This window comes from Thetidibacter halocola, assembly GCF_018224955.1.
In the GTDB taxonomy this organism is placed as follows: Bacteria; Pseudomonadota; Alphaproteobacteria; order Rhodobacterales; family Rhodobacteraceae; genus Thetidibacter; species Thetidibacter halocola.
Genome location: NZ_JAGTUU010000001.1, coordinates 441,048 through 463,367, shown reverse-complemented (window position 1 = coordinate 463,367; position 22,320 = coordinate 441,048). Strand labels below are relative to the sequence as shown.

The following is a 22,320-nucleotide window of genomic DNA, read 5'->3' as shown; positions in this document are numbered from 1 at the left end:
TGTCTTTCTTGCTGGCGCCTAGCCGGCGCCGAAAATCTCGCCCACGAAGGTGGTCAGGTCCCCCATCCGTGTGAGGTTCATGCCGCCCGAGCCGCCTTCCTTGCCGCCGAGCGGCAGGATCGCGGTGGAAAAACCAAGTTTGCGCGCCTCTTTCAACCTGTTTTCTGTCTGACCGACCGGACGGAGGCTGCCGGACAGGCTGATTTCGCCGAAAACAACCGTTTCGGCGGGCAGTGCGGCATCTTCGCGGGCGGAAAGCAGCGCAGCGGCAACGGCCAGGTCGGCCGCCGGTTCGCCGATTTTCATGCCGCCGGCCACGTTCAGGTAGACGTCGAGCCCGGCAAACGGGATGCCGCAACGCGATTCGAGCACCGCAAGGATCATCGCCAGCCGCCCGCCATCCCAGCCCACAACCGACCGTCGCGCCTGCGAATGCGGGCTGGGCGCGACCAGGGCCTGGAACTCGACCAGCACGGGGCGGGTGCCCTCGATGCCCGCGAAAACGACCGATCCCGGCGTCGGGCCGCCCCGTTCGGACAGGAACAGCGCCGAGGGGTTCGAGACCTCGGCCAGACCGGCGCCCGTCATCTCGAAGACGCCGATCTCGTCCGCCGGGCCGAAGCGGTTCTTGACGCTGCGCAGGATGCGGAACTGGTGGCCGCGCTCGCCCTCGAAATACAGCACCGTGTCGACCATGTGCTCGACCACCCTCGGCCCGGCGATCTGGCCGTCCTTGGTGACGTGGCCCACCATGATGACCGCGCTGCCGCGCTTCTTGGCGAAGGTGGTCAATTCATGCGCCGCGGCGCGCACCTGGCTGACGCTGCCCGGCGCGCTGTCGACATTGTCGGCCCACATGGTCTGGATCGAGTCGACGATGGCCAGGTCGGGTCGCTCTGTGTCCAGCGTGGTGACGATGTCGCGCAGGTTGGTTTCCGTCGCCAGTTTTACCGGCGCGTCGGCCAGCCCGAGGCGCTGCGCCCGCAGCCGGATCTGCGCGCTGGCCTCTTCGCCGCTGATGTAGATCACTGAAAGCCCCGCGCGGGCAAAGCTTGCGGCCGCCTGCAACAGCAGCGTCGACTTGCCGATCCCCGGATCGCCACCCACCAGCACGGCCGAGGCCGGCACCAGCCCGCCGCCCAGCACGCGGTCCAACTCATCGAGGCCAGAGGCGGTGCGCGGCGGCGGCGCCTCTTTCGAGGCCAGGTCGGTCAGCGGGATGGTTCGGCCCCGCGCCGTCAGCGCCTTGGATTTCGGGCCCGAGGACAGCGGCGTCTCTTCCTGGATCGAATTCCACTCGCCGCAATTCTCGCAGCGGCCCGACCACTTGGAAAAGCCGGCGCCGCAGGACTGGCAGACGAAGTTGAGGGGGGCCTTGGCCATGACTGCTCCGGTTTTGCCTCGCGCTTATGCCCCAGAGGACGGCCGGGGCCAAGTCACCGATGTCTGCGCGCCTCGGCAATCCCCAGCGCCAGCGAGCCAAGGATGCAGAAGGTGAACAGGTAAAGCCCCCAGGCGGTCTCGATCCGGCCGACGCCCAGACCCTTGGCGAGCGTGATGTAGACCGCGATCAGGAAGATGTCGGCCATCGCCAGCTTGCCCAGCAGCGTGACCATGGGCAGGGCGCGGGCGTCGAGCCAGTGGAACTGGATCAGCGCCAGCCCCAGCGTCTTGAGGATCGGCGCGAACAGGGCGAAGACCGTGACCACGAGGGCGAGGAACACGTCCGTTTCCCACAGCGATTGCAGCCCCGAGACGACAGAGATCTCGGACAGGCCGAACAACGGCAGCAGGCCCGCGCGCATCAGCGGCGCGAACCACGCAACCGGGAAGAGGATCAACAGGATCAGGTTCAGCCAGCGCAGCATGGCACGGGGCAGGGTTTCGTCCCGCCTCCCAGTCTCAGGAAATCCACCACCACACCCACAGGAAAGCCACCAGCGCGACGCCGTGCACCACGTCGATCCAGCGCCAGCGCGCGTCCCGCACCAGCCCAGAGGCGACGAGCACCGCCGAGGGTACCAGCGCCGCCAGCATCCCGCCGCCCTGCGCCATGACCTGCGCCGCGCTGGCATAGAGCGGCCCGCCGTTCAGCCCCAGCGCGGGAGAAAAGGTGGTGGCGATCCCGGCCAGGCACAGGGCCAGCGCGCCCAGCGCCAGCGCCCGCGCTTTGCCCGGCCCGCCGATCGCTCGCGCCAGCGCCAGCAGGGCCAGCATCTCGAGCCAGAGGAATTTCCGGGCGAACAGGAAGCCAATGACGACCGGATCGGGCTGGAACAGGCTGTTCATCGCACCGCCTCGATCGGGCCTTCGGCGCGGCCGTGGATGAATTGATCAAGGTAGGGGTCGCCGCTGTTGTCCATCCGGTCAACCGGCCCGGTCCACTTGATGACGCCGTCATGAAGCATGGCGACATTGTCGGCGATGGCGCGGACGCTGCTCATGTCATGGGTGATGGTCATGGCGGTCGCGCCCATCTCGGTCACGATTTCGCGGATCAACTCGTTGATAACACCCGCCATGATCGGGTCCAGACCGGTGGTCGGCTCGTCGAAGAAGATGATCTCGGGCTCGGCTGCGATGGCGCGGGCCAGGCCCACGCGCTTCTGCATCCCGCCAGACAGTTCGGCGGGGAACAGGTCGGCCACCTCGGGCTTCAGGCCCACCCGGCGCAGCTTCTCGATGGCGATGGCGCGCGCCTCGGCGGCGGGGCGTTTCAGGCTGCCACGCAACAGGCGAAACGCCACGTTCTGCCAGACCGGCAGGCTGTCGAACAATGCGCCGCCCTGGAACAGCATGCCGAAGCGCGCAAGGAACGCATCGCGGTCCTGCGTGGTCACGTCCTGCCCGTCGAGGGTGATCGTGCCCGCATCCGGCGTCACCAGCCCCAGGATGCATTTCAGCAGAACCGACTTGCCAGTGCCTGACCCGCCGATGATGACCATCGACGTGCCGCTGTCGATGGTCAGATCAACACCGCGCAATACGGCATTGGTTCCAAAGGATTTCGTGACGCTGGACAGGTCGATCATAGCGAAAAGAACGCCCCTGTCAGAAGGAAGTTCGCGGCCAGGATCAGCACCGCCGCCGCCTCGACCGAGCCCTTGGTCGCGCGGCCCACACCCTGCGCGCCCCGGCCCGAGTTCATGCCGAACCAGCAGCCCATCAGCGCCGCGATGAAGCCGAAGGCGCAGCCCTTGACCAGCGAGGACACGATATCCAGCGCCTCGAGGAAATCGACCGTGTTCTTGAGATACGTCGCCGGGTTGAAGCCCAGGCTACCCGTGGCCACCGCATAGCCGCCCGCGATGCCGATCACGTCGCCCACCGCGACCAGCAGAGGCACCACGATCAGCGCCGCCAGCACGCGAGGAGCCACGAGGTATTTCATCGGATTGGTCGACAGCGTCACCAGTGCGTCGATCTGCTCGGTCACCTTCATCGTGGCGATCTCGGCGGCGATGCTCGACGTCACGCGCGCCGCGATCATCAGGCCGACCAGCACCGGCCCCAGTTCGCGCACCATGCCGATGGCCACGATCTGCGGCACCACGGCCTCGGCGTTGAAGCGCGCGCCGCCGGCGTAGATCTGCAAGGCCAGCGCGCCGCCGGTGAAGATCGCCGTCAGTCCCACCACCGGCAGCGACAGCCAGCCGATGTTCAGCAGCGCAAGTCCGAATTCGCGGCCGTAGAAGGGCGGGCGCAGCATGTGGGTCAGGGTGGACAGCGCGAACAGCGCCACGCGCCCCACCGAAGCCAGGGTCTGCAATACCGCGCGGCCCAGCGTGCCGATCGGGGACAGGAGGATCATCCGCCCACGTAGTCCCGTGCGTAACGGGTGCCCAGCGAGGTCAGGATCTCGTAGCCGATGGTTCCCGCCCAGCTTGCCAGCGTGTCGACCGTCTGCGCGTCGCCCAGCAGTTCGAGCGTCTCCGGGCGGTCGCCCAACGCGGTCACGTCGACGCCGATCAGGTCCATCGAGATGCGGCCGAGGATCTTGCAGCGGGTGTCGCCCGCCATCAGCCAGGCCCGCGGCCCCATGGCGCGCAGGATGCCGTCGGCATAGCCGCCCGCGATGGTGGCGACGCGCGTCGGGTGCTCTGCCATCCAGCTGTTGCCGTAGCCCACCGTCTCGCCCGCCGCGACCTCGCGGACCTGGATCACCGGGATGCGCAGGCTCGCGACGGGTCGTGCCTCGGCAAAGGGATCGCCGCCATAGACGCCGATGCCAGGGCGCGTGACGTCGAAATGATAGGCCTCGCCCAGCAGCACCCCGCCCGTCGCCGACAGCGATCGCGGCGCGTCGATGCCATCCGTCATTTCACGGAAGGCCTGCAACTGCTGGACGTTCATCGGGTGGCCGGGCTCGTCCGCGCAGGCGAGATGGCTCATCACCAGGGCCGGACCCTGCGCCAGCGCGATGTCGCGCAGCGCGGCCCATTCGGCGGGCTCCATCCCCAACCGGTTCATGCCCGAGTCGAGCTGGACGCCGAAAGGATGGTGCCGCAGCGCCTCTAGATGACGAAGGAGCTGGTCTGCATCGTTGATCATCGGCGTCAGATGCGCCTCGCGGATCAGCGCCGTGTCACCGGCCATGTGGCCGGAAAAGACAGCGATCTCGGGGCCGGGGCCAAGGATGCGGCGCAGGGCTGCGCCTTCCTCGGCGATGGCCACGAAAAAGCGGCGCGCGCCCTCGGCGGCCAGGGCGGGCGCCACCCGCGCCATGCCAAGGCCATAGGCATCGGCCTTGACCACGGCGCCGGTTTCGGCCCGGCTCATGTCGGCCAGCGCGCGCCAGTTGGCGCGCAGCGCGTCCAGATCGATGCGAAGGATTGCCTGTGCCATAGGCGGTGTTTCGCACGATGGCGGCGCGGGTCAAGTCCAAATCGCGCCCCGGGCGATGCAAGCTTGCCGCATGGGGCAGGCACCGTTACACCGTTTTCAAGTCTGTTTTTCGGGATGTTGCGACGTGAGTTTCGAGGACGCGTTGAAATCGCGGATGGAGCGGGCGGTCTCGCCGCCGGGGGCTCTGGGACGGCTCGAGCGGCTGGCCGCGCAGGTGGCGCGCCTGCAAGGGCGTCTCGACCCGGTGATGCGGCAGGCGGCGCTGATCGTCCTCGCCGCAGACCATGGCATCGCCGAGGCGGGCGTGTCGGGCCAGCCGCTGGGCGCGGCACGACACATGCTGGCCGAGATGGCACGCGGACAGTCCGCCACCACGCTGCTGGCGCGGGAAAACGGCCTGGACCTGCGGCTGGTCAATGCCGGGCTGCGGGGCGGGGCGGGCGATCTGCCGGGCATCGAGGACCTGTCGCTGGGCGAGGGCACGGCGAATTGCCTGCGCGGCCCGGCCATGAGCCGCGCGCAGCTCGACCGGGCGCTGGCGCAGGGCCGTGCGCTGGGCGCCTCGGGCCGCGCCGATGCCGTCGCATTCGGCGAGATCGCGGGCGGCAGTTCCTCCTCGGCGGCGCTGATCGTGCACCGGCTGACCGGCGTCGCCTTGCAGCAACTGATCGGGCGCGGCGCCGGGCTCAGCGACGAGGGGCTGATGCACAAGCATGACATCCTCAGCCGCGCCAGCGACCGCGTCAGCGGCGCACTTGGCCCCGAGGCGGCACTGATGGAATTCGGCGGCTTCGAGATCGCCATGATGACGGGCGCGATCATCGGTGCGGCGGCGGAACGGCGGATCGTGCTGATCGACGGTTTCATCCCCGGCGCGGCGGCGCTGGCGGCGGCGCAGATGGTGCCCGCGACGCGCGAAGCAATGGTGTTCTGCCAGCTCTCGCGCGAGCCGGGGCACCGCGTCCTGCTGGAGGTCATGGGCGCGCAGCCGATCCTGTCGCTGGACATCGCGCTGGGCGCTGGGGCAGGCGCCGCGCTGGCCTGGCCGATCCTGCGCGCGGCGGTGGCGGTGCTGAACGCGGCGGACGCGCCCGCGCAGTCGCCGGACCGCCGCGCATGAGGTCCGATCCGCGGCTCGAATGGCAGCTGTTCCTGCTGGCGGTGCAACTGCTGACGCGCCTGCCGGTGCCGCGCAACCTGCCCTGGTCCGACGACCTGGCGGTGCGGGCGACGAAGTATTACCCCGCCGTTGGCCTGGTCGTGGGCGGCATCGGCGCGGCGGTTCTTTGGGCAGCGCAGCCGTTCTTTCCGGCGCCGCTGCCGGTGCTCCTGTCGCTGGCGGCGACGCTTCTGGTCACGGGCGCCTTTCACGAGGACGGGCTGGCCGACATGGCCGATGGCATCGGTGGCGGGGCCGACCGCGAGCGCGCGCTGGAGATCATGCGCGATTCCCGCATCGGCAGCTATGGCGCGATCACGCTGGGCCTGTCGTTGGCGGTCAAGGTGGCGGCGCTGTCTGCCCTGCCGCCCTGGATCGCGGGCTGGGCGCTGGTCGGCGGGCACGTGCTTGGCCGGATGGCGTCGGTGCACATCATTGCCACCACCGACTACGCCCGCCCCAAGGGCACCAAGTTTCCCGCCCCGTCGGTCACGCCGGACGGCTATCGCTGGGCGCTGGTGACGACGCTGCTCATGCTGATCGGGCTGGTGGCGGTCTTGGGCCCGGGTCCGACCTCGATGGCGGTGCTGGGCAGCATTGCCTTGGGGCAGGCGGTACGCACGCTGTTCGTCGCCCGGCTGGGCGGCTATACCGGCGATTGCCTGGGGGCCGAGCAGCAGATGGCGGAACTGGGCGTCTACCTGGGGATCCTGCTGTGGCTCTGACCCTGTTGCGGCATACGACGCCAGCGGTGGAAAAGGGCACATGCTATGGCATGACCGACCTCGACCTGGCCGAGGGTTTTGTGGCCGAGGCGGCGGCGGTGGAACACCTGGCCGCTTCGGCGCGGGTGATCGTGACCTCGCCGCTGGGCCGTTGCCGTCGCCTGGCGCAGCACCTGGCGGCCCTGTCGGGCGCCGTGCTGCACGTGGACCAGACCTGGCGCGAGATGGATTTCGGCCGCTGGGAGGGGACGCGCTGGGACGCGATCCCGCGCGATGAACTGGATGGCTGGGCCGAGGATTTCCACCTCTACCGCGATCATGGCGGGGAAAGCGTGGCGCAGCTGGAGGCGCGCGTGCGCAAGGGGCTGGCGACCGCGCCCGAAGGTGCGCTTATCGTCACCCACATGGGCTGCATCAAGGCGGCGCTGGCGATCCGCGGGCAGGGGCAGGGCTGGGACTCGCAGCTGCCCTTTGGCGGCTGGGTGTCGCTGTAGCGCCTCAGAACCCGCTGCCGCCGTCCTGCTGCCAGGGCTTCACGAGATTGCCGAAGCGGGTGAAGCGGCCCTCGAAGCTGAGGTCGACCGACCCGATCGGCCCATGGCGCTGCTTGCCGATGATGACTTCGGCCTTGCCGTGCAGGCGTTCCATCTTCTGCTGCCACTCGGCCATGCGGTCGAGTTCGTGGTCCGAGGGCTTTTCCCGCTCGGTGTAATATTCCTCGCGGAACACGAACATGACCACGTCGGCGTCCTGTTCGATCGAGCCGGATTCCCGCAGGTCGGAGAGCTGCGGGCGCTTGTCCTCGCGGTTTTCCACCTGGCGGCTCAACTGCGACAGGGCGATGACGGGGATGTTGAGTTCCTTGGCGATGGCCTTGAGACCCATCGAGATCTCGGCGATCTCGTTGACCCGGTTCTCGGCGGTGCCACGCACAAGCTGAAGATAGTCGACCATCAGCACGTCCAGCCCATGCGTCCGCTTCAGCCTGCGCGCGCGGGCGGCCAGCTGGGCGATCGGGATGGCGGGCGTGTCGTCGATGTAAAGCGGACAGGCCTCGAGGCTTTTTGCAGCCTCGACGAAGCGGCGGAACTCCTGCTCGGTCATGTCGCCGCGTCGGATCTGCTCGCTGGGCACTTCGGATGCCTCGGACAGGATCCGCGCGGCCAGCTGCTCGGCGCTCATTTCCAGGCTGAAGAAGCCGACCACGCCGCCCTCGATCGCGCCCTCGCTGCCGTCGGGCTTGGTGCCCTTCTTGTAGGCCTTGGCGATGTTGAAGGCGATGTTGGTCGCCAGCGACGTCTTGCCCATCGACGGGCGCCCGGCGAGGATCAGCAGGTCGGACGGGTGCAAACCGCCCAGCTTCTTGTCCAGGTCGATCAGCCCGGTCGAGATGCCGGCAAGCCCGCCCTCACGCTGGTAGGCGGCATTGGCCACGTTCACCGCGTCGGTGACGGCGCGCAGGAAGGATTGAAAGCCGCTTTCCGACTGGCCCTGCTCGGCCAGCTTGTAAAGCGCCTGCTCGGCCTCGACGATCTGTTCCTTGGGCTCGGATTTCACATCGACCTTCGACGCCTTGGCGGCGATGTCGCGGCCCAGCCGGATCAGGTCGCGGCGCACCGCGAGGTCGTAGATCATCTGCGCATAGTCGCGCACCGCGAAACTGCTGACCGCCGAGGCCGCCAGCCGCGCGAGATAGGCCGCGCCGCCCAGTTCCTTCAGTCCCTCGTCATCCTCCATGAACGCCTTGAGCGTGACCGGCGAGGCGAGGTTGTTCTTGGCGATCCGCGCGGCGGCGATCTCGTAGATGCGGGAATGGACCGGATCGAAGAAGTGCCCCGCGTTGATGATGCTGGCCACCCGGTCATAGACGTCGTTGTTGGTCAGGATCGCGCCCAGCAACTGCTGCTCGGCCTCGATCGAATGCGGCATCGTCTCGGCGTCATCGATATGCGCGCCGGCGGCGGCGCCGGTCGGATTGATCGTCGTGATCTCGTTCATACTGTCCCTCACCCGCAGGCCGTCCGCTTAGCGGGCGGCAGCCCCGAGTCGCAATCTGCAAATCTCTGGGGATAAGCTGTGGACCCTTCCTGAACCCACATCTTGGCATCAGGGCGTGGCCCGGGTCAACATCTTGACAGGATACCCAGGGGGCGACTCGGGTCCGTTGCACGGGCGACACGGCGCAAGCGGAATGCCCGTGTGCATGCCGTCAGGTCATTGTGCCACGGGCGGCGCGCCAGCCATGCGGATCGCGCAGGAAGGATTCGACCTCGCCCAGCACCGGTTTGTGCCGCGCGGGCGCCTCGGCCAGAACTTCCCACCATGTGCAGAGGTGATGCAGGCTGACGCCGTGATCGCCCAGCGTCTTGATGGTCTCGGGAAAGATGCCGTAGTAGAAGATCACCGCCGTATGCGCGCAGGTCGCACCGGTGTCCCGGATCGCGTCGACAAAGGACAGCTTGCTGCCGCCATCGGTGGTCAGGTCCTCGACCAGCAGCACGCGGTCGCCTTCGCCCATCACGCCCTCGATCCGGGCGTTTCGGCCGTAGCCCTTGGGTTTCTTGCGAACGTAGGTCATCGGCAGGCCCATGCGTTCCGCCACCAGCGCGGCAAATGGGATGCCCGCCGTCTCTCCGCCCGCCACGTTGTCGAAGGCCTCGAAGCCCGCGTCGCGCATCACCGTGACGGTCAGGAAATCCATCAGGGTCGAGCGGATGCGCGGATAAGAGATCAGCTTGCGGCAGTCGACATAGACCGGCGACAGCTGGCCCGAGGCGAACTTGAACGGCTCGTCCGACATGAAGTTGACGGCCTCGATCTCCCACAGCATGCGCGCGGTCAGGCGGGCCATCTCTTCGGCAGTGGGGTAGGTCGAGGGGATCATTGGCGGCGCTCCGGCTGAGGGTTCGCGCCGCCTTAGCCGGTTTTTGCGCCGGTTTGAAGGCCCGCAAGGACAGGGCTTGCACGCCATCGCCCGCGCGGCCCCGGGGCCTAGCAGCGGGCGTAGATCGCGCCCCAGAAATTGCGGTTCGGCAGCGGATCGGTCACGCGCAGATCCCGCAGGTAGATGCCGCCCAGCCTGTAGGCTTCCTTTTCGCCAAGCGCCAGGCAAGCCCAGCCATCCGCGGCGCCACTGCGCTGCTGGACGTGGTGCACCAGTTCATGCAGCAGGATCTCGCGCCACACCGGGTTGTCGGTCGGATCGTCGAAATCCTCCGCGCCATCCATCGCGGCGGCGGCGATGATGTAGATGGTGCCGTGCTGACCGTCACCGGGCGCGTAGAGCGCGTTGACCCGCTCGTCCACGCCGTCGTCCGGCACCAGATGGGCGACACCGGTATAGTATTCGAGGGTCAGATCCGCTGCCGTCAGTTGCAGAACGACTGGTCTCGGCAGATCTTCCGTGCGGTAATCGGTTCGCGCGCCGATCCAGTCGAGCAGCGCGTCAATCAGGATTTCCATGATCAAGGCCTCCGTTGCAAAACACGCAAAGCGTGTCGGGCAGGCCCGAAAAAGTCCTGAATCCGCTCTGAATTGTTTCTGAAAAACCCCGAATCGGTACTAATGTAGGCGAGAGGGTTTGGTTTGACGGATTTCGTGGCCGAACGGACAAATGGGTCTGGCCCCGAATTTGGGGCTGAAAGCGCGGTGTTGCTGGACGACCTGCGGCCGAACGCGGCCGCCCTGCTCGACTATCTTCGGGGTCACGAGGGCGAGGTCGTCGGCAAGGACGTTCTGATGGACGCCCTCTGGCCGGCGACAACGGTGACCGAGAATTCGCTCTACCAGGCGGTGTCGGAGCTGCGCCGCGCGCTGAAAGACCACCCGGAGTTCGCCTTGCAGACCGTTCCGCGGCGCGGTTACCGGCTGGTCCGCAGGGGAGAAACCCGTGCGAATGCAAACGCGGCATTGCGGCGCCGTCCGGTCCGGCTTGCGTTGGCCGCCCTGTGCGCGGTCATCGTCCTCATGGCGGCCGCGGCTTGGCTCTGGCCGCGTCCCGCCGCCGTCAGCACGCCGCCGTCCATCGCGATCCTTCCGTTCGATGCGCCGGACGACGATCTGAAATGGGTGCGCTTGGGCGCCGGTCTGTCCGCCGAGATCGCCGGGGTGCTGGCGCGCAACTCCTGGCTCCATGTTGCGGCGCCGGTCTCGGCCGAGGCCGCGCGGCATCTGCCGTCCGACGATGTCGCCGGGCATCTGGGCGTGCGCTTCGTGCTGGATGGACGGTTGCAGGTCGAAGGCGACACGCTGCGGGTCACCGCAACGCTGCGCGACGAATCCACGGCGCGGGTGCTTTGGTCGGAACGGTGGCAGCGCCCTGTGAGCCAGCTGTTCGACGTGCAGGACGAGATCGTCGATGCGATCGATGCTCAGTTCAGTTCGATCTACAGCGGCACTCTGGCGGAATACGGCAAGGCGCAGGCGCGCAGGCGGCCCACAAGCGATCTGGACGCCTTCGAAAACTTCCTGCTGGGGTCGGACGAAAAGCACAGGTTCACCGCGCAAGCCTATGAAAACGCGCTGGTCTATCTGCGGCGGGCGGTCGCCCTCGACCCGGATTACGCGCAGGCCTGGATCACGCTTGCACTGGTGCTGGGCTTCCAGGCCGACATTTCGTCACCCGAGGCAGCCGCCGGACTGCGTGGACAGCAGCTGGCGACGGCGCTGAAAGCCTACGCGCTGGACCCGGACGACCCTTCGGTCAACTGGGGGATGGCGCTGGCGGTGACCATGGCCCGGGGCGACCGGGCGCGGGGAGAGCGCCATCTGCGGCGGGCGTTGGACTTGGCGCCGAACGATGCCGACGTGTTACTGATTGCCGGATGGATTGCCCCCACGGTCGGGATCTTCGGCCCCGAGCCGCTGGCATGGGCGGATCGGGCGGCGGTGCTGAACCCCTCGGCCCCCGCCTGGCACGCCATCGGGCATGGCGTCGCCGCCTTTGCCTCCGGCGACTTTGACCGCAGTCTGGAGATCCTCGCCCAGGCGCCGGAAAGTGTCGAGACGCTGTTGTGCCGCGCGCTGGCGCTGGTTCAGCTTGGGCGGATGGATCAGGCGCGGCGTGCCCGGGACGCGCTGATGACGCTGGCGCCCGACTTTGCGCTGGAGTCCCTGCATGGGGCAATCCCGCCCGGCTCGGACACGATGCTGGCGCTGACCGAGCCGGCCCGCAGGGTGGACATCCCGGTCCGGCTGGACGAGGTCGCGGGCGGGCTCAGTCCGCAACCCGCCAATGCAGCGGCATCATCGGATCGAAGACCGTGACCGGGCCCTCGCCGGTGTCGATCTTTGCCGGGTAGGCCACGGGATCCCCCCTGACCAGCGTGATGCGGTCCTCGTTCACCGGCAGGCGGTAGAAACGCGGGCCGTTCAGGCTGGCAAAGGCCTCCAGCCGGTCCAGCGCGCCTTCCTGCTCGAACACCTCGGCAAGGATCGACAGCGTATTCGTCGCGGTAAAGCACCCCGCGCAGCCGCAGGCGTTCTCCTTCAGCGGGTCGATGTGAGGCGCGCTGTCGGTGCCGAGGAAATAGCTCGGGTCGCCGGAGGTGGCCGCGCGGCGCAGCGCCAGGCGGTGTTCCTCGCGCTTGGCCACCGGCAGGCAGTAGTAATGCGGCTTGATCCCGCCCACCAGGATGGCGTTGCGGTTGATCACCAGGTGATGCGTGGTGATCGTCGCGCCCAGGTCGGCGCCGCCCGAGGCGGCATAGTCCACGCCCTGTTTCGTGGTGATATGTTCCATCACAACGCGCAGGCCGGGCGTGGCGCGGCGCACCGGGTCCAGCACGCGGTCGATGAACACCGCCTCGCGGTCGAAGATGTCGATGTCGGAATCCACCACCTCGCTATGCACGCACAGCGGAATGCCTACCTCGGCCATCGCCTCGAGCACGGGGCGCACCTTGTCGAAATCGCGCACGCCGCTCGCCGAATTCGTGGTCGCGCCCGCCGGATACAGCTTGACGGCCGTCACGATGCCGTCGCGATGCGCCTGCACCACGTCGTCCGGGTCGGTTTCCTCGGTCAGGTACAATGTCATCAGCGGGGTGAATCCGCTCCCGTCGGGCAGGGCGGCGCGGATGCGGTCGCGATAGGCGGCGGCCTGGGCGCCGGTCACCACCGGCGGCACGAGGTTCGGCATGATGATGGCGCGGGCGAAATGGCGCGCGCTTTCGGGGGCCATGGCGCGCAACATGCTGCCGTCGCGCAGATGCAGGTGCCAGTCGTCGGGGCGGGGAAGCGTGATCTCGGTCATGCTCGACGCGTTAGCACGCCATGACACGCCGCGCCAGTAACCAGCACAGGCCCCGGTTTCCTCTGGCCACAAATGTCCTGGGGGAGTCCCGCAGGGACTGCGGCAGAGCCACCATGCGGCGGCCGTCCCGGGTGCCGCGCCTCAGGTCCCGGTGTCGTCCTCTACCGCCTCCAGCTGCGCCAGGCGCCGGCGGAAGCGTGGCGCATGCATCCGGCTGACCACGTTTCGGCACAGCATCGTCGCCAGGTGCGTGCGCCCGTCCGCGTCGAGCTGCGCCAGCAGGCGGCGCAGGTAGGGCGGATGATCGCGCCGCGCGCGCAGGATGGTGGCAAAGCCCTGCCGGTCCAGCCGGTCCTCGGCCACCGCCTTCAGCATCGCGGGCAGCAAGTCGAGCGCCATGAACTCGGCCTGCAGGGCGCCGCCCATGAAGGGGGCGCGGAACCGGGTCACGCCGGGCCTGTGGAACAGCGCCGCATGCATCGCGTCCAGCGGCTCGCGCGGGTCGTAGACCACGTGCGCGCGCAGCGCCGCGTCCAGCATCTCGGGCGCGAAACCGTAGCGCGAGGTGAAGTCGCGCCGACGCTGATCGGCAAAGCGGTCGTCCCATTCGGTCAGCCGCGGGTCCAGCGTGGCCTGTGGCTGAAGCAGCAGCACCCGTGCGCCGGGGGAGGCCACCGAATAGGCCCCGGCGGCATAGCCACAGGGACCGGCGCCGTAGAACAGCACGCAGTCGAACTCGTCGAAGAACCCGTCGTCCAGCAAGTGGTCGAAGAACTCGTAGACGCGGGGATCGCGGAACCAGGTGTCGCTATGGCAAAGCACCGACAGCGACGACCAATTGTGCTGCCGCACCATCTCGAAGCCCAGCGGCGTGCGGGTTTCCGACAGCGCCTCGATGCCGGGTGTCGATTCGAAGCTGACCAGCAGCGTGTCGCCGCGTTCGACGAAAACGGCCGCATGGGCGCGGCCCAGCGGTTCGGTAAAGCCGTTCTGCTCGCCGATGCGCTTGAGCGCAGCAAGCCAGTCGGCCCGCGACAGGCGCGACAGGTTGGGGGGAAAGACGGATTCGTCTCCGGTCATGCTCGATCCTCTGCGCCGTTCATGCGGCGCTGGCTTTGCGTCCGGTGTGGCACCGCTTTCGGGCAATTCTATGCAAATTGCGCGGTAATTCGAGGCCAAGTCACGGATTGTCCATGGCGCGGCGGGCCTGGTCGGCCAGTTGGCGGGCCAGCGGTTCGGGAATCGGCCGTGCCGGCGGTGTCATCAGCAGGCGGGCGAAAAGCGCGCGGTTCGCCTCGTCCCGCATCAGGGTCTTGAAGCGCGCGTGCCGCCAGTCCACCGAAACCGCGTGCAGCCGGGCAAGCTCCGGGTCGGCGGCGAGCGCGGCGCGGTGTTCCGCCACGGCAGGCGCCAACGCGAGGATCGAGTCGTCCTCGACCTCGGACCAGTTGCGCTCGACCCAGTAATCCATCCCCAGCCTGTCGGCCCCGTGCACCGCCCGGCCGCGATCGGCCTTGAGGATGTAGCTTTCCATCGCGCCCAGCGGGTAGTGGTTCAGCTGCACCAACCGGTGATTGGGACGGCGATAGTCGGAAAAGATCCCCTTTTCCCGGTAGCGCGGCGGCAGGTCGCGCCCCTCGCCGTCAACCCAGTGCGCCGCGCTCAGCCGCTCGCGGTCGGGTGCGCGCGGGCGATGGACGCCGGGTTTGCGATACGTCCCGTCATTGCGGTAGAGCGTCTTGAACATCGCCGCACGCCAGGGCCAGAGCAGGACGGGCGGCGCCGCGCGGGTGAATTGCGCCGGCACGGGCGCGTCGCGATAGCGCACCACTCCTGCATTGCCGAACAGCCGCCAGGTCAGCGTGATCGCCGTGGCCTGGGGCAACGCCGCGATCAGCGCGGGCAGTGTCCGGTCGCCGACGTGGACGTTGACGAATTCGTCGATGTCCAGCGCCAGCAGCCAGTCCGCCCCGCGCATAGCGTTGGTTTCCGCCGCGCGGTCCAGCGCTGTGAACTGGATGCCGCGCGCGTCATGCGGGGCGTCGTTGCGGATATGCGTGACATGGCCCAGCGCCTCCAACCGGTCGAGCATCGCATCCGTGCCGTCCTGGCAGTCGTTCGACGCGGCGACCACATGCGTCACTCCGCAAGCGAGGTGATGCGCCAGCCAATCCAGCAGGAAGGCGCCCTCGTTGCGGACGCAAAGGATCGCCACGATCCGCATCACCAGCCTTGCCGGAAGGTCACGACCTTGCCCTCGGATGCCTTGGGGAAATAGGTCAGCCCGGCGCGGTGCATCGCGTCGAACACCGCTTGCACCCCCGCCTGGCCGATCCATTGCGGGTGCAGTTCGATCACCGCCAGCCGCAGGCACGACCAGTCGCCCGCGGGCAGCAGCGTCGCCTCGGCCCCCTCGATGTCGCAGACAAGAACGGTTGGCCGCGCCTCGGCCAGCGCCTCGGCCAAGGGGCGCTGTGGCACCATCACGGTCTGAGTGACGCTGTCGGGTTCGGCGTCGCGGTCCAGCGAGGAGGCGAGGAAGTTGTCGCGCAGGTGAAAGGGCAGGGGTGGCCCACCCAGCGGCGTGACCAGCGCGTTGTGCAGCGTGGCGTTGTCCACTCCGTTCGCCGCATGGACCCGCCGGATGTAGGGGATCAGGGTCGGGTTCGCCTCGAATGTGGTGACGTGTTCGACCTGCTTGCGCGCGCAAAGAAAGGCCGACATGAATCCGATCCCTCCGCCCAGTTCCAGCACCCGGTCATGCCGGCGCACGACCCGCTCGACGGCGTCGACCTCGCGCCGTTCATAGGCGTCCTTGCGCAGCGCGGCGCGCACACCGCCGGCATTCAGGATCGGATCCTTGGGGATGCGCAGGCCGCGGGATTCGATGAAATCGGCGCCCAACTTAACTGTCCATGTCCAGCGCAAGCGCGTAGGCCACGCGCTCCATCTCGGTCAGGTCGAGGGCGAGGGCCTGGTCGCGCAACGCGGCGAATTCGGGATTGGCGTGCAACTCGGCGGCCTTGGCGCGATGCCAGGCCAAGCCCTCGTCATGCAGGGCGCGCAGCACGGGATCCTCCAGCAGGCGGGCGCGTTCGGCGGCGACGCGCGGGATGTTGCGCTGGATGGTGATGTCGCGGGCATAGGACCAGTCCATGCGGATCCAGTAGTTCAGCCCGATGGAACGGTCCACGTGCAGCGCGCGGCCCCGCTGCCGCTTTATCAGGAAACTCTCGGCGCTGCGCAGGGCGTAATGATTCAGTTGCACCAGGTCGTAGCCGATAGACTTGCGCGAGTTGCGCCATCCGTTCCTCAGTACCTCGTCGGTCATGTCCTGCCCCGAGCCATTGACCCAGCGAACCTGGCCCGCCTTCTCTGCGTCGAGCCGGTTCGGCCGGTGGCAGGACAGCTTGCCATAGGCGCCGATGTTGCGGAACAGCGTCTTGAACCCCCAGGCGGTGTGCGGTTTCGGCACGTGGCGGGGGGCGGCGCGGTCGAATTGCTCGATCACCAGCCGGTCGTCCAGCCGGGTCACGCCGTTATGGCCGAATAACCGCCAGGTCATCGCAACGTTGGTCGCGTCGCCAATCCGCGCGAACAGATCGTCCAGTGTGCCGTTGCCGCAGCGGATGTTGACGAACTCGTCCACGTCGATATGCGCGATCCAGTCCGCTTGGCGCAGCATCGGCTCTTTCAGCGACAGGTCCAGCGCGTGCTGCTGCGGGCTGCGCCCTTTCCACGCCCCGTTGTCGCGGTGTTGCACGAGGCCCAGCGCCTGCAACCTGTCCAGCAACGCGTCTGTGCCGTCGTCGCAATCATTTGTGTAGACGAGGAACGCGTCGAAGCCCAAGGCGCGGTGATGGGCGATCCATTCCAGCACATAGGGTGCCTCGTTCTTCATGCAGGCGACGATGACGCGCCGGGTCGCGTCCATGCGGCTCTGGGCGGCGGAAAAGGGCGCGGCCAGCGCCTCTTCGTCGACCATGCCGAGGCGGTTGTGCGGCGCGTAGGCAGAGCGGCGCAGTCGCAGAAAGACCTGCTTGGCGCTGTCGGGCAGGGCGGCCTGCGCGCCGGGCGACAGCAGCCGGTCCACCGGCTGGGCGCCATCGACCGGCTGCAATGCGGCGCTCAGCGCGGCCTTGTCGCGCTCATCCTTCATGGCGGCGTCGATGCGCCAGCGGAAGGCCATCAGGTATTGCGTCGCGCGAAAGCCCAGTTCGGGGTCGGGTTCGCGCCAGTCGCCTGCCGGCGTGTCGGGGCGCAGACGCGCGGGGTCCACCGCCGGATGCGCCGTCGCCAGCGCCGCGAGACCTTCGGCAAAGCGCGCCGAGACGCGGTGCAGGCTGCCCGGTGCGATGGGCGGGCCGGGGCGCTTGATCTCGACCAGCAGTTTGCGCCACAGCGCGCGGGGGATTGGCGCGCCCTGTTTCGCGGCATAGCGCAACAGCACGTCGTTCATCATGCGCGCCCGCGCCAGCCAGACGGCAGAGGGCTCTTCAGGCAGGGGTTCGGCCCCCGCCTCGCCCGGATCGCCCTCGATTCCCAGCGCGGCCAGCGCCACCCGCGCGCCCTGCGGCCCGAACAGCGCCCCTGGGTCGAGCGTGTGACAGCGCAGCGCGTCTGCGCCGAACACATCAGCCCAGGATGCCGCCAACGTGGGCAGGTCCAGCCAGAACCCCGCGCCCTGAGCCTCGGCAAAGAGGCTGCGATGGGGCTGAGGGGTGGGCCATGTCGCCCGCGCGGCGGCGGCGAAATCGGGCCGCTCCAGCAGGCTTTGTTCCAGAGACAGCGGCCGGATCCGCCCCTCCAGAACCTGCGCGCCATAACGCCGGGCCAGCAGGCGCGCGGGATCGTCGAGATGCAGGTGCACGGTGATCTCGTCCGAGAGGTCCGCCAGCAGGTCCCGCAGCCGCAGCAGGTCGTTGCGGTTGTGCAGGCCAGTCCCCAATTGCGCCGCGCACAGCACCAGGTGGCGGGGCGCATGGGTGGCGACCTCGTCTGCCAGATCCTTCAGCAGGTCGGCGCGCAGTGCCGCTTGTGACGGCGCATCGCCAAAGCCGCGATGAAAGCGCAGCGAATCCGGGCTGTCCGGGTCGCTGACCGCCATGAACAGTCGCGTGTGGTTGCGCGCGCCGGGGGCCTGCGCATAGCGGATGCCCTGCGCGGTCAACCGGTCCCGCGCGGCGTCGAAGACGCGCTGCACCCGCTCGGCCGTGGCGGCGTCGGGACCGATATGCAGGTGGATGCGCATCAGTCCTCCGCCTCGGCGGGATTGTCCGCGTTCGCGTTCTCGCGCCCCCACCACGGCAGGTCGCGCCCGATGAACCGCGCCAGCCGGGCCCGTGCGTCGCGCGCCGCCACCGGCAGCATCAGGAAACGCGGATCGCCGGCAAACAGGTCCAGCAGCATGGTGTAATGCCCGGTGATCCAGCGCAGGCGCTGGGCCTCTGTCTCGCCCCAGCCGGCGGGCAGGCCTGGAATGTGACCGGCGGGCAGCCGTTCAGAGCCAAGGTTGCGCCAGCGCATGATGCTGTCGGCGATCTCCTCGGGTTCGCGCCATGTGGCGACGAACAGCACCCGCCGCCGTGCCAGCCGCATCGCCCGGATCATCGCGTAGTCGCATTGCGGCCACAGCGACAGCGCCGCGTTCTGCACGCTCACCTCTGTCAGGGCATCGTAATAGCCCAGGTATTTGAACGGATTGCCGGTGTCGAAATAGCCGCGATACAGGTGCTCGGCCACGAAGCTGCCGACCAGCTTGGACGGATGCGGCCGGCCCCTGCGGATCTTGTGGTCGGCGGCCTTCCAGCCGGCCTCCCACAGGGCGCGCGACAGCGTCGAGGTGCCGGATTTCGGCAGGCCCAGGTTGACCAGCTTCACGCCCTTCATGACGCGATCCCCAGGTCTGCTCGCAACTCCGCCTCGCCGGGCGGTAGCGGCGGCAGGGCACGCAGTCCCTCGGCCAGCGCGGCAATGGCGGGATCGGCGCGCAGCGCCTCGGCCCGCGCCCGGTGCCGCGTGACGCAGGTCCGGTGCAGCGCGCCGATTGTCGGATCTGCCTTCATCGCCGTCAGCGCGGCCTCCAGCGCGGGCAGGTGGCGCAGGATGCTGTCATCCGTCCACGACTGGTCGTTTCGCTCCTGCCAGTAGGTCGAGTCGAATTCGCGGTTCTCGCGGTTCACGTCGCCCCGGTCGTTCTTGACGAGATAGCTGTCGAGCGAGCGCAAGGCATAGTGGTGCAGCGTTGCCAGGTTCCGCGCCCCCGCCGCCGGAAAGCGCCTGATCCGGCGTGGGTTGTCGGCGCGCAGGTATTTTTCCGGCACGGGCCGCCCCGACCCGTCCGTCCAGACCGGCACGCCCTTGCGCCGCGCCACGAAAGGCCGGTGCGCGCCGAAATACTGCAATGGGAAATCCCGCCGTACCAGGGTCTTGACCTCGATCGCGCTCTGGTCGCACCACAGGTCGGGATTGTGGCTGCGGGTGAACTGGCCGATGACGGGCGCGTCCCGAAACCGCTCGACCCCGGCATTGGCAAAGAACTGGAAGGTCACGGAAATCGCCTGCGGTTCGCCGCAGGCCGCGATCAGCGCCGGGATGTCGTGCCCTGCGGCATGGATGTTCAGGAACTCGTCCACATCGGCGATCCAGACCCAGTCGGCCTCCCGCACGACACCCTCATGCGCGGCGGCCTTCAGCGCCTCCATCTGGTAGTTGCGCCCATGGGCCGGGTTGGGCAGGCGCGCCACGCCGAAATCCCCTAACGCGTCCAGCAACGCGTCGGTCCCGTCGGTGCAATCGTTGGTGTAGAACAGGAAATCCGTCACGCCCAGCAGGCGGTGAAAGGCGATCCATTCCAGCAGGAACGGGCCCTCGTTCTTGACGCATGTCACCGCCGTGATCCGCATCGGCACGGTCATTTCCTTCTGGATCCAGCTCGGACCGTTCTGGTCATAGCGCCGGAGTCTTCAGGAAAAGATGACGGCAGCGGGGCTGCCGGTCAACTTTTCCAAGGCATTTTAACAAGGCCACTGCGACCTTGGCGCTATTGACCCCGCCTGCGCGGGCAGGCACCCAAGGCGGAACAGGAGGAAAGCCCATGACCGTGCCCGCATCCATCGACGAGGTTCAGAAGGTCCTGTCCGACACGGGCTATGTCTGCGGACGGGCGCTGGCCACGGTCGTCTTCCTGTCGCTGAAGCTGGGCCGTCCGCTGTTCCTCGAGGGCGAGGCCGGCGTCGGCAAGACCGAAATCGCCAAGGCGCTGTCGGCCGCCCTGGGCCGCCGCCTGATCCGCCTGCAATGCTACGAGGGGCTCGACGCCTCCAGCGCGGTCTACGAATGGAACTTTCCGGCGCAGATGATCGCCATCCGCACCGCCGAGGCGCAGGGCAATGCCGACCGCGACATCCTCAACCGCGAGCTTTTCGGCCCGGATTTCCTGATCGAACGCCCGCTGCTGCAGGCCATGCGCCCCGACGAGAACGGCGCGCCTATCCTGCTGATCGACGAGCTTGACCGCACGGACGAACCCTTCGAGGCTTTCCTGCTCGAGGCGCTGTCCGATTTCCAGGTCACGATCCCAGAGATCGGCACGATCAAGGCGCCCGAACCGCCCATCGTCATCCTGACCTCGAACCGCACCCGCGAGGTGCATGACGCGCTCAAGCGCCGCTGCCTCTATCACTGGGTCGACTACCCGGGCTTCGACCGCGAGGTGGAAATCCTGCATGCCCGTGCCCCCGAGGTGGCCGACACGCTCAGCCGCCAGATCGTCGCCTTCGTGCAAAGTCTGCGCACCGAGGACATCTTCAAGAAGCCGGGCGTCGCGGAAACCATCGACTGGGCGAAATGCCTGCTGGCGCTCGACGTGATCGACCTCAGCCCGCAGGTCATCTCCGACACGCTGGGTGCGATCCTGAAATACCAGGACGACATCCAGAAGATCCAGGGCTCCGAGGCGAAACGCATCCTCGACGAGGCGAAGAAACAGATCGAGGCCGCCTGATGGGCGCACGTCCCCTGTTTCTTCTGGCCATAAATATCCCGGGGGTGCGGGGGCAGAGCCCCCGCGCGGCCTGACCGATGCCCGAATACGCCCCGATCGAGATCCCCGAGAACCCGCGCCTCGCGCAGAACATCATCCATTTCGCCCGCGCCCTGCGCCGCGCCGGGCTGCCGGTGGGACCGGGCCGGGTCATCGACGCCGTGCGCGCGGTCGAGGCGGCGGGCTTTACCGACCGGATGGATTTCTACTGGACGCTGCACGCCTGTTTCGTGAACCGCCCCGAGCATCGGGTCGTGTTCGCGCAGATCTTCCGCCTCTACTGGCGCGACCCGCGTTTTCTCGAACACATGATGAGCCTGATGCTGCCCGCAGTCCGCGGCGTGCAAGAGGAAAAACTCGCCCAATCCGCCGAGAAACGCGCGGCGCAGGCGCTGCTGGACGACAAGATCCCGGAACTTCCCCAGCAGGAAGAGAACGAAGAAGCCACCAAGGTCGAGATCGACGCCTCGATGACCATGAGCGCGCAGGAAAAGTTGCGCAGCCTCGATTTCGAGCAGATGTCGACCGAGGAAATCGCGCAGGCCAAGAGGATGCTGGCGAAACTGCGCCTGCCGGTCAAACCGATCCTGTCGCGGCGGCGCATGGCGTCCGCCCAGGGCCACCGCACCGATTATCGCCGCACGATCCGCGCCGCGCTGCGCCAGGGGGGCGAGATCCGCACCATCGCCCAGGCGAAACAGCGCCCGCGCTGGCCAAACCTCGTTGTGCTCTGCGACATTTCCGGCTCGATGAGCCAATACAGCCGCATGGTGCTGCATTTCCTGCACGCCGTGGCCAATGAAAAGGGGCAGGGCTGGGCCAGGGTGCATGCCTTTACCTTCGGCACGCGCCTGACGAACATCACCCGCCACCTCGCCACCCGCGACGTGGACGCCGCGCTCAAGGCTGCCGGCGCCGAGGCGCAGGACTGGGAGGGCGGCACCCGCATCGGTCAGTGCCTGCACGCCTTCAACCGCGACTGGTCGCGCCGTGTCATGGGGCAGGGGGCGGTGGTGCTGCTGATCACCGACGGGCTCGACCGCGACGATGCCGGCGCGCTGGGCAAGGAGATGGAGCGCCTGCACCTGTCCTGCCGCCGCCTGATCTGGCTCAACCCGCTGCTGCGCTGGGACGGGTTCGCACCCAAGGCGACAGGTATCCGCGCGATGCTGCCGCACGTGGACAGTTTCCGCGCGGGCCACAGCATCGCCACGCTGGAACAACTCGCCGAAGCGATCTCGCGCCCCGACGACAGCGGGGAAAAGGCGCGGCTGATGGCGTTGCTGTGATGCGC

The 22,320-nt window shown here is 68.1% G+C and carries 22 protein-coding genes; 6 read left to right on the top strand and 16 right to left on the bottom strand.

All coding sequences use genetic code 11. From position 1 onward, the window contains the following. Positions 1-18 precede the first annotated feature (18 nt). The 6 genes from radA to alr are packed head-to-tail and all read right to left on the bottom strand — an operon-like array spanning position 19 to position 4,845. Positions 19-1,383 carry a DNA repair protein RadA gene (gene radA / locus KB874_RS02025; protein WP_212534865.1) on the bottom strand — a complete coding sequence of 455 codons (1,365 nt, stop codon included), beginning with the start codon at positions 1,381-1,383 and terminating at the stop codon, positions 19-21. 53 nt (positions 1,384-1,436) lie between these two features. Next, the gene (locus KB874_RS02020; protein WP_212534864.1) at positions 1,437-1,868 is read right to left on the bottom strand and encodes a paraquat-inducible protein A; all 432 of its coding nucleotides are present in this window, start codon (positions 1,866-1,868) and stop codon (positions 1,437-1,439) included. A 34-nt stretch (positions 1,869-1,902) separates the two neighbouring features. Next, positions 1,903-2,289, bottom strand: coding sequence for a hypothetical protein (locus tag KB874_RS02015; RefSeq protein WP_212534863.1), 387 nt, complete (start codon positions 2,287-2,289; stop codon positions 1,903-1,905). Beyond that, on the bottom strand, positions 2,286-3,032 hold the full coding sequence (locus KB874_RS02010) for an ABC transporter ATP-binding protein (protein ID WP_212534862.1): 747 nt from the start codon (positions 3,030-3,032) through the stop codon (positions 2,286-2,288). The genes KB874_RS02015 and KB874_RS02010 overlap by 4 nt, the downstream gene beginning before the upstream one ends. After that, the gene (locus KB874_RS02005; RefSeq protein WP_212534861.1) at positions 3,029-3,811 is read right to left on the bottom strand and encodes an MlaE family ABC transporter permease; all 783 of its coding nucleotides are present in this window, start codon (positions 3,809-3,811) and stop codon (positions 3,029-3,031) included. Before KB874_RS02005 ends, KB874_RS02010 begins: the two co-directional genes overlap by 4 nt. After that, complete coding sequence (gene alr / locus KB874_RS02000) at positions 3,808-4,845, bottom strand: alanine racemase (protein ID WP_212534860.1); 1,038 nt, start codon at positions 4,843-4,845, stop codon at positions 3,808-3,810. The genes KB874_RS02005 and alr overlap by 4 nt, the downstream gene beginning before the upstream one ends. Positions 4,846-4,969: 124 nt before the next feature. On the opposite strand from alr, the gene KB874_RS01995 reads away from it, so the two are divergent. Genes KB874_RS01995 through KB874_RS01985 form a run of 3 tightly spaced genes read left to right on the top strand, consistent with a single transcriptional unit; the run spans position 4,970 to position 7,223 of the window. After that, positions 4,970-5,965 carry a nicotinate-nucleotide--dimethylbenzimidazole phosphoribosyltransferase gene (locus KB874_RS01995; RefSeq protein WP_212534859.1) on the top strand — a complete coding sequence of 332 codons (996 nt, stop codon included), beginning with the start codon at positions 4,970-4,972 and terminating at the stop codon, positions 5,963-5,965. After that, on the top strand, positions 5,962-6,729 hold the full coding sequence (locus KB874_RS01990) for an adenosylcobinamide-GDP ribazoletransferase (protein ID WP_212534858.1): 768 nt from the start codon (positions 5,962-5,964) through the stop codon (positions 6,727-6,729). The genes KB874_RS01995 and KB874_RS01990 overlap by 4 nt, the downstream gene beginning before the upstream one ends. Next, positions 6,720-7,223: a histidine phosphatase family protein gene (locus tag KB874_RS01985; RefSeq protein ID WP_212534857.1), complete on the top strand. Its 504-nt coding sequence runs from the start codon at positions 6,720-6,722 to the stop codon at positions 7,221-7,223. Before KB874_RS01990 ends, KB874_RS01985 begins: the two co-directional genes overlap by 10 nt. A gap of 4 nt (positions 7,224-7,227) precedes the next feature. On the opposite strand, the gene KB874_RS01980 is transcribed toward KB874_RS01985, so the two are convergent. The 3 genes from KB874_RS01980 to KB874_RS01970 all read right to left on the bottom strand — a co-directional run bounded on the left by KB874_RS01980 (position 7,228) and on the right by KB874_RS01970 (position 10,191). Further along, complete coding sequence (locus KB874_RS01980) at positions 7,228-8,727, bottom strand: replicative DNA helicase (RefSeq protein WP_212534856.1); 1,500 nt, start codon at positions 8,725-8,727, stop codon at positions 7,228-7,230. Between the two features lie 211 nt (positions 8,728-8,938). Beyond that, positions 8,939-9,613, bottom strand: a complete 675-nt coding sequence (locus tag KB874_RS01975; protein WP_212534855.1) for an orotate phosphoribosyltransferase — start codon at positions 9,611-9,613, stop codon at positions 8,939-8,941. A 107-nt stretch (positions 9,614-9,720) separates the two neighbouring features. Further along, a complete protein-coding gene (locus KB874_RS01970) occupies positions 9,721-10,191 on the bottom strand; it encodes a DUF6647 family protein (RefSeq protein WP_212534854.1) in 471 nt (156 codons plus the stop codon). A 123-nt stretch (positions 10,192-10,314) separates the two neighbouring features. Here KB874_RS01970 and KB874_RS01965 point away from each other — a divergent pair, with 123 nt between their 5' ends. Beyond that, the gene (locus tag KB874_RS01965) at positions 10,315-11,994 is read left to right on the top strand and encodes a winged helix-turn-helix domain-containing protein (RefSeq protein ID WP_212534853.1); all 1,680 of its coding nucleotides are present in this window, start codon (positions 10,315-10,317) and stop codon (positions 11,992-11,994) included. On the opposite strand, the gene pyrC is transcribed toward KB874_RS01965, so the two are convergent. The 7 genes from pyrC to KB874_RS01930 form a co-directional block, all read right to left on the bottom strand. Beyond that, complete coding sequence (gene pyrC, locus KB874_RS01960; RefSeq protein WP_212534852.1) at positions 11,945-12,982, bottom strand: dihydroorotase; 1,038 nt, start codon at positions 12,980-12,982, stop codon at positions 11,945-11,947. The two genes, KB874_RS01965 and pyrC, sit on opposite strands and share 50 nt — an antisense overlap. A 141-nt stretch (positions 12,983-13,123) precedes the next feature. Further along, complete coding sequence (locus KB874_RS01955) at positions 13,124-14,062, bottom strand: phosphoadenosine phosphosulfate reductase (RefSeq protein WP_212534851.1); 939 nt, start codon at positions 14,060-14,062, stop codon at positions 13,124-13,126. Positions 14,063-14,162: 100 nt separating this feature from the next. Continuing rightward, positions 14,163-15,206 carry a glycosyltransferase family 2 protein gene (locus KB874_RS01950; RefSeq protein WP_212534850.1) on the bottom strand — a complete coding sequence of 348 codons (1,044 nt, stop codon included), beginning with the start codon at positions 15,204-15,206 and terminating at the stop codon, positions 14,163-14,165. Next, positions 15,206-15,886: an FkbM family methyltransferase gene (locus tag KB874_RS01945; protein WP_212534849.1), complete on the bottom strand. Its 681-nt coding sequence runs from the start codon at positions 15,884-15,886 to the stop codon at positions 15,206-15,208. The genes KB874_RS01950 and KB874_RS01945 overlap by 1 nt, the downstream gene beginning before the upstream one ends. 1 nt (position 15,887) lies before the next feature. After that, positions 15,888-18,233 carry a glycosyltransferase family 2 protein gene (locus KB874_RS01940; protein WP_212534848.1) on the bottom strand — a complete coding sequence of 782 codons (2,346 nt, stop codon included), beginning with the start codon at positions 18,231-18,233 and terminating at the stop codon, positions 15,888-15,890. Continuing rightward, entirely contained in the window at positions 18,233-18,871 is a 639-nt protein-coding gene (locus tag KB874_RS01935; protein WP_212534847.1) for a sulfotransferase family protein, read from the bottom strand. Before KB874_RS01935 ends, KB874_RS01940 begins: the two co-directional genes overlap by 1 nt. After that, a complete protein-coding gene (locus KB874_RS01930; RefSeq protein WP_212535305.1) occupies positions 18,868-19,887 on the bottom strand; it encodes a glycosyltransferase family 2 protein in 1,020 nt (339 codons plus the stop codon). Before KB874_RS01930 ends, KB874_RS01935 begins: the two co-directional genes overlap by 4 nt. A 191-nt stretch (positions 19,888-20,078) precedes the next feature. Here KB874_RS01930 and KB874_RS01925 point away from each other — a divergent pair, with 191 nt between their 5' ends. Both KB874_RS01925 and KB874_RS01920 read left to right on the top strand, forming a co-directional pair. Then, complete coding sequence (locus KB874_RS01925; protein ID WP_212534846.1) at positions 20,079-20,987, top strand: AAA family ATPase; 909 nt, start codon at positions 20,079-20,081, stop codon at positions 20,985-20,987. Positions 20,988-21,064: 77 nt separating this feature from the next. After that, positions 21,065-22,315 carry a vWA domain-containing protein gene (locus tag KB874_RS01920; protein WP_212534845.1) on the top strand — a complete coding sequence of 417 codons (1,251 nt, stop codon included), beginning with the start codon at positions 21,065-21,067 and terminating at the stop codon, positions 22,313-22,315. The last annotated feature ends 5 nt before the right edge of the window (positions 22,316-22,320 follow it).

Excerpts from the sequence above, each read along its gene's own strand:
- KB874_RS01990 (WP_212534858.1), top strand. The coding sequence starts at position 5,962 with ATGAGGTCCGATCCGCGGCTCGAATGGCAGCTGTTCCTGCTGGCGGTG.
- KB874_RS01925 (WP_212534846.1), top strand. The coding sequence starts at position 20,079 with ATGACCGTGCCCGCATCCATCGACGAGGTTCAGAAGGTCCTGTCCGAC.
- radA (WP_212534865.1), bottom strand. The coding sequence starts at position 1,383 with ATGGCCAAGGCCCCCCTCAACTTCGTCTGCCAGTCCTGCGGCGCCGGC.
- KB874_RS01980 (WP_212534856.1), bottom strand. The coding sequence starts at position 8,727 with ATGAACGAGATCACGACGATCAATCCGACCGGCGCCGCCGCCGGCGCG.
- KB874_RS01930 (WP_212535305.1), bottom strand. The coding sequence starts at position 19,887 with ATGCGGATCACGGCGGTGACATGCGTCAAGAACGAGGGCCCGTTCCTG.
- KB874_RS01950 (WP_212534850.1), bottom strand. The coding sequence starts at position 15,206 with ATGCGGATCGTGGCGATCCTTTGCGTCCGCAACGAGGGCGCCTTCCTG.
- pyrC (WP_212534852.1), bottom strand. The coding sequence starts at position 12,982 with ATGACCGAGATCACGCTTCCCCGCCCCGACGACTGGCACCTGCATCTG.
- KB874_RS02005 (WP_212534861.1), bottom strand. The coding sequence starts at position 3,811 with ATGATCCTCCTGTCCCCGATCGGCACGCTGGGCCGCGCGGTATTGCAG.
- KB874_RS01970 (WP_212534854.1), bottom strand. The coding sequence starts at position 10,191 with ATGGAAATCCTGATTGACGCGCTGCTCGACTGGATCGGCGCGCGAACC.
- KB874_RS01920 (WP_212534845.1), top strand. The coding sequence starts at position 21,065 with ATGCCCGAATACGCCCCGATCGAGATCCCCGAGAACCCGCGCCTCGCG.
- KB874_RS01940 (WP_212534848.1), bottom strand. The coding sequence starts at position 18,233 with ATGCGCATCCACCTGCATATCGGTCCCGACGCCGCCACGGCCGAGCGG.
- KB874_RS02015 (WP_212534863.1), bottom strand. The coding sequence starts at position 2,289 with ATGAACAGCCTGTTCCAGCCCGATCCGGTCGTCATTGGCTTCCTGTTC.
- KB874_RS02020 (WP_212534864.1), bottom strand. The coding sequence starts at position 1,868 with ATGCTGCGCTGGCTGAACCTGATCCTGTTGATCCTCTTCCCGGTTGCG.
- KB874_RS01975 (WP_212534855.1), bottom strand. The coding sequence starts at position 9,613 with ATGATCCCCTCGACCTACCCCACTGCCGAAGAGATGGCCCGCCTGACC.
- alr (WP_212534860.1), bottom strand. The coding sequence starts at position 4,845 with ATGGCACAGGCAATCCTTCGCATCGATCTGGACGCGCTGCGCGCCAAC.
- KB874_RS01955 (WP_212534851.1), bottom strand. The coding sequence starts at position 14,062 with ATGACCGGAGACGAATCCGTCTTTCCCCCCAACCTGTCGCGCCTGTCG.
- KB874_RS01935 (WP_212534847.1), bottom strand. The coding sequence starts at position 18,871 with ATGAAGGGCGTGAAGCTGGTCAACCTGGGCCTGCCGAAATCCGGCACC.
- KB874_RS02010 (WP_212534862.1), bottom strand. The coding sequence starts at position 3,032 with ATGATCGACCTGTCCAGCGTCACGAAATCCTTTGGAACCAATGCCGTA.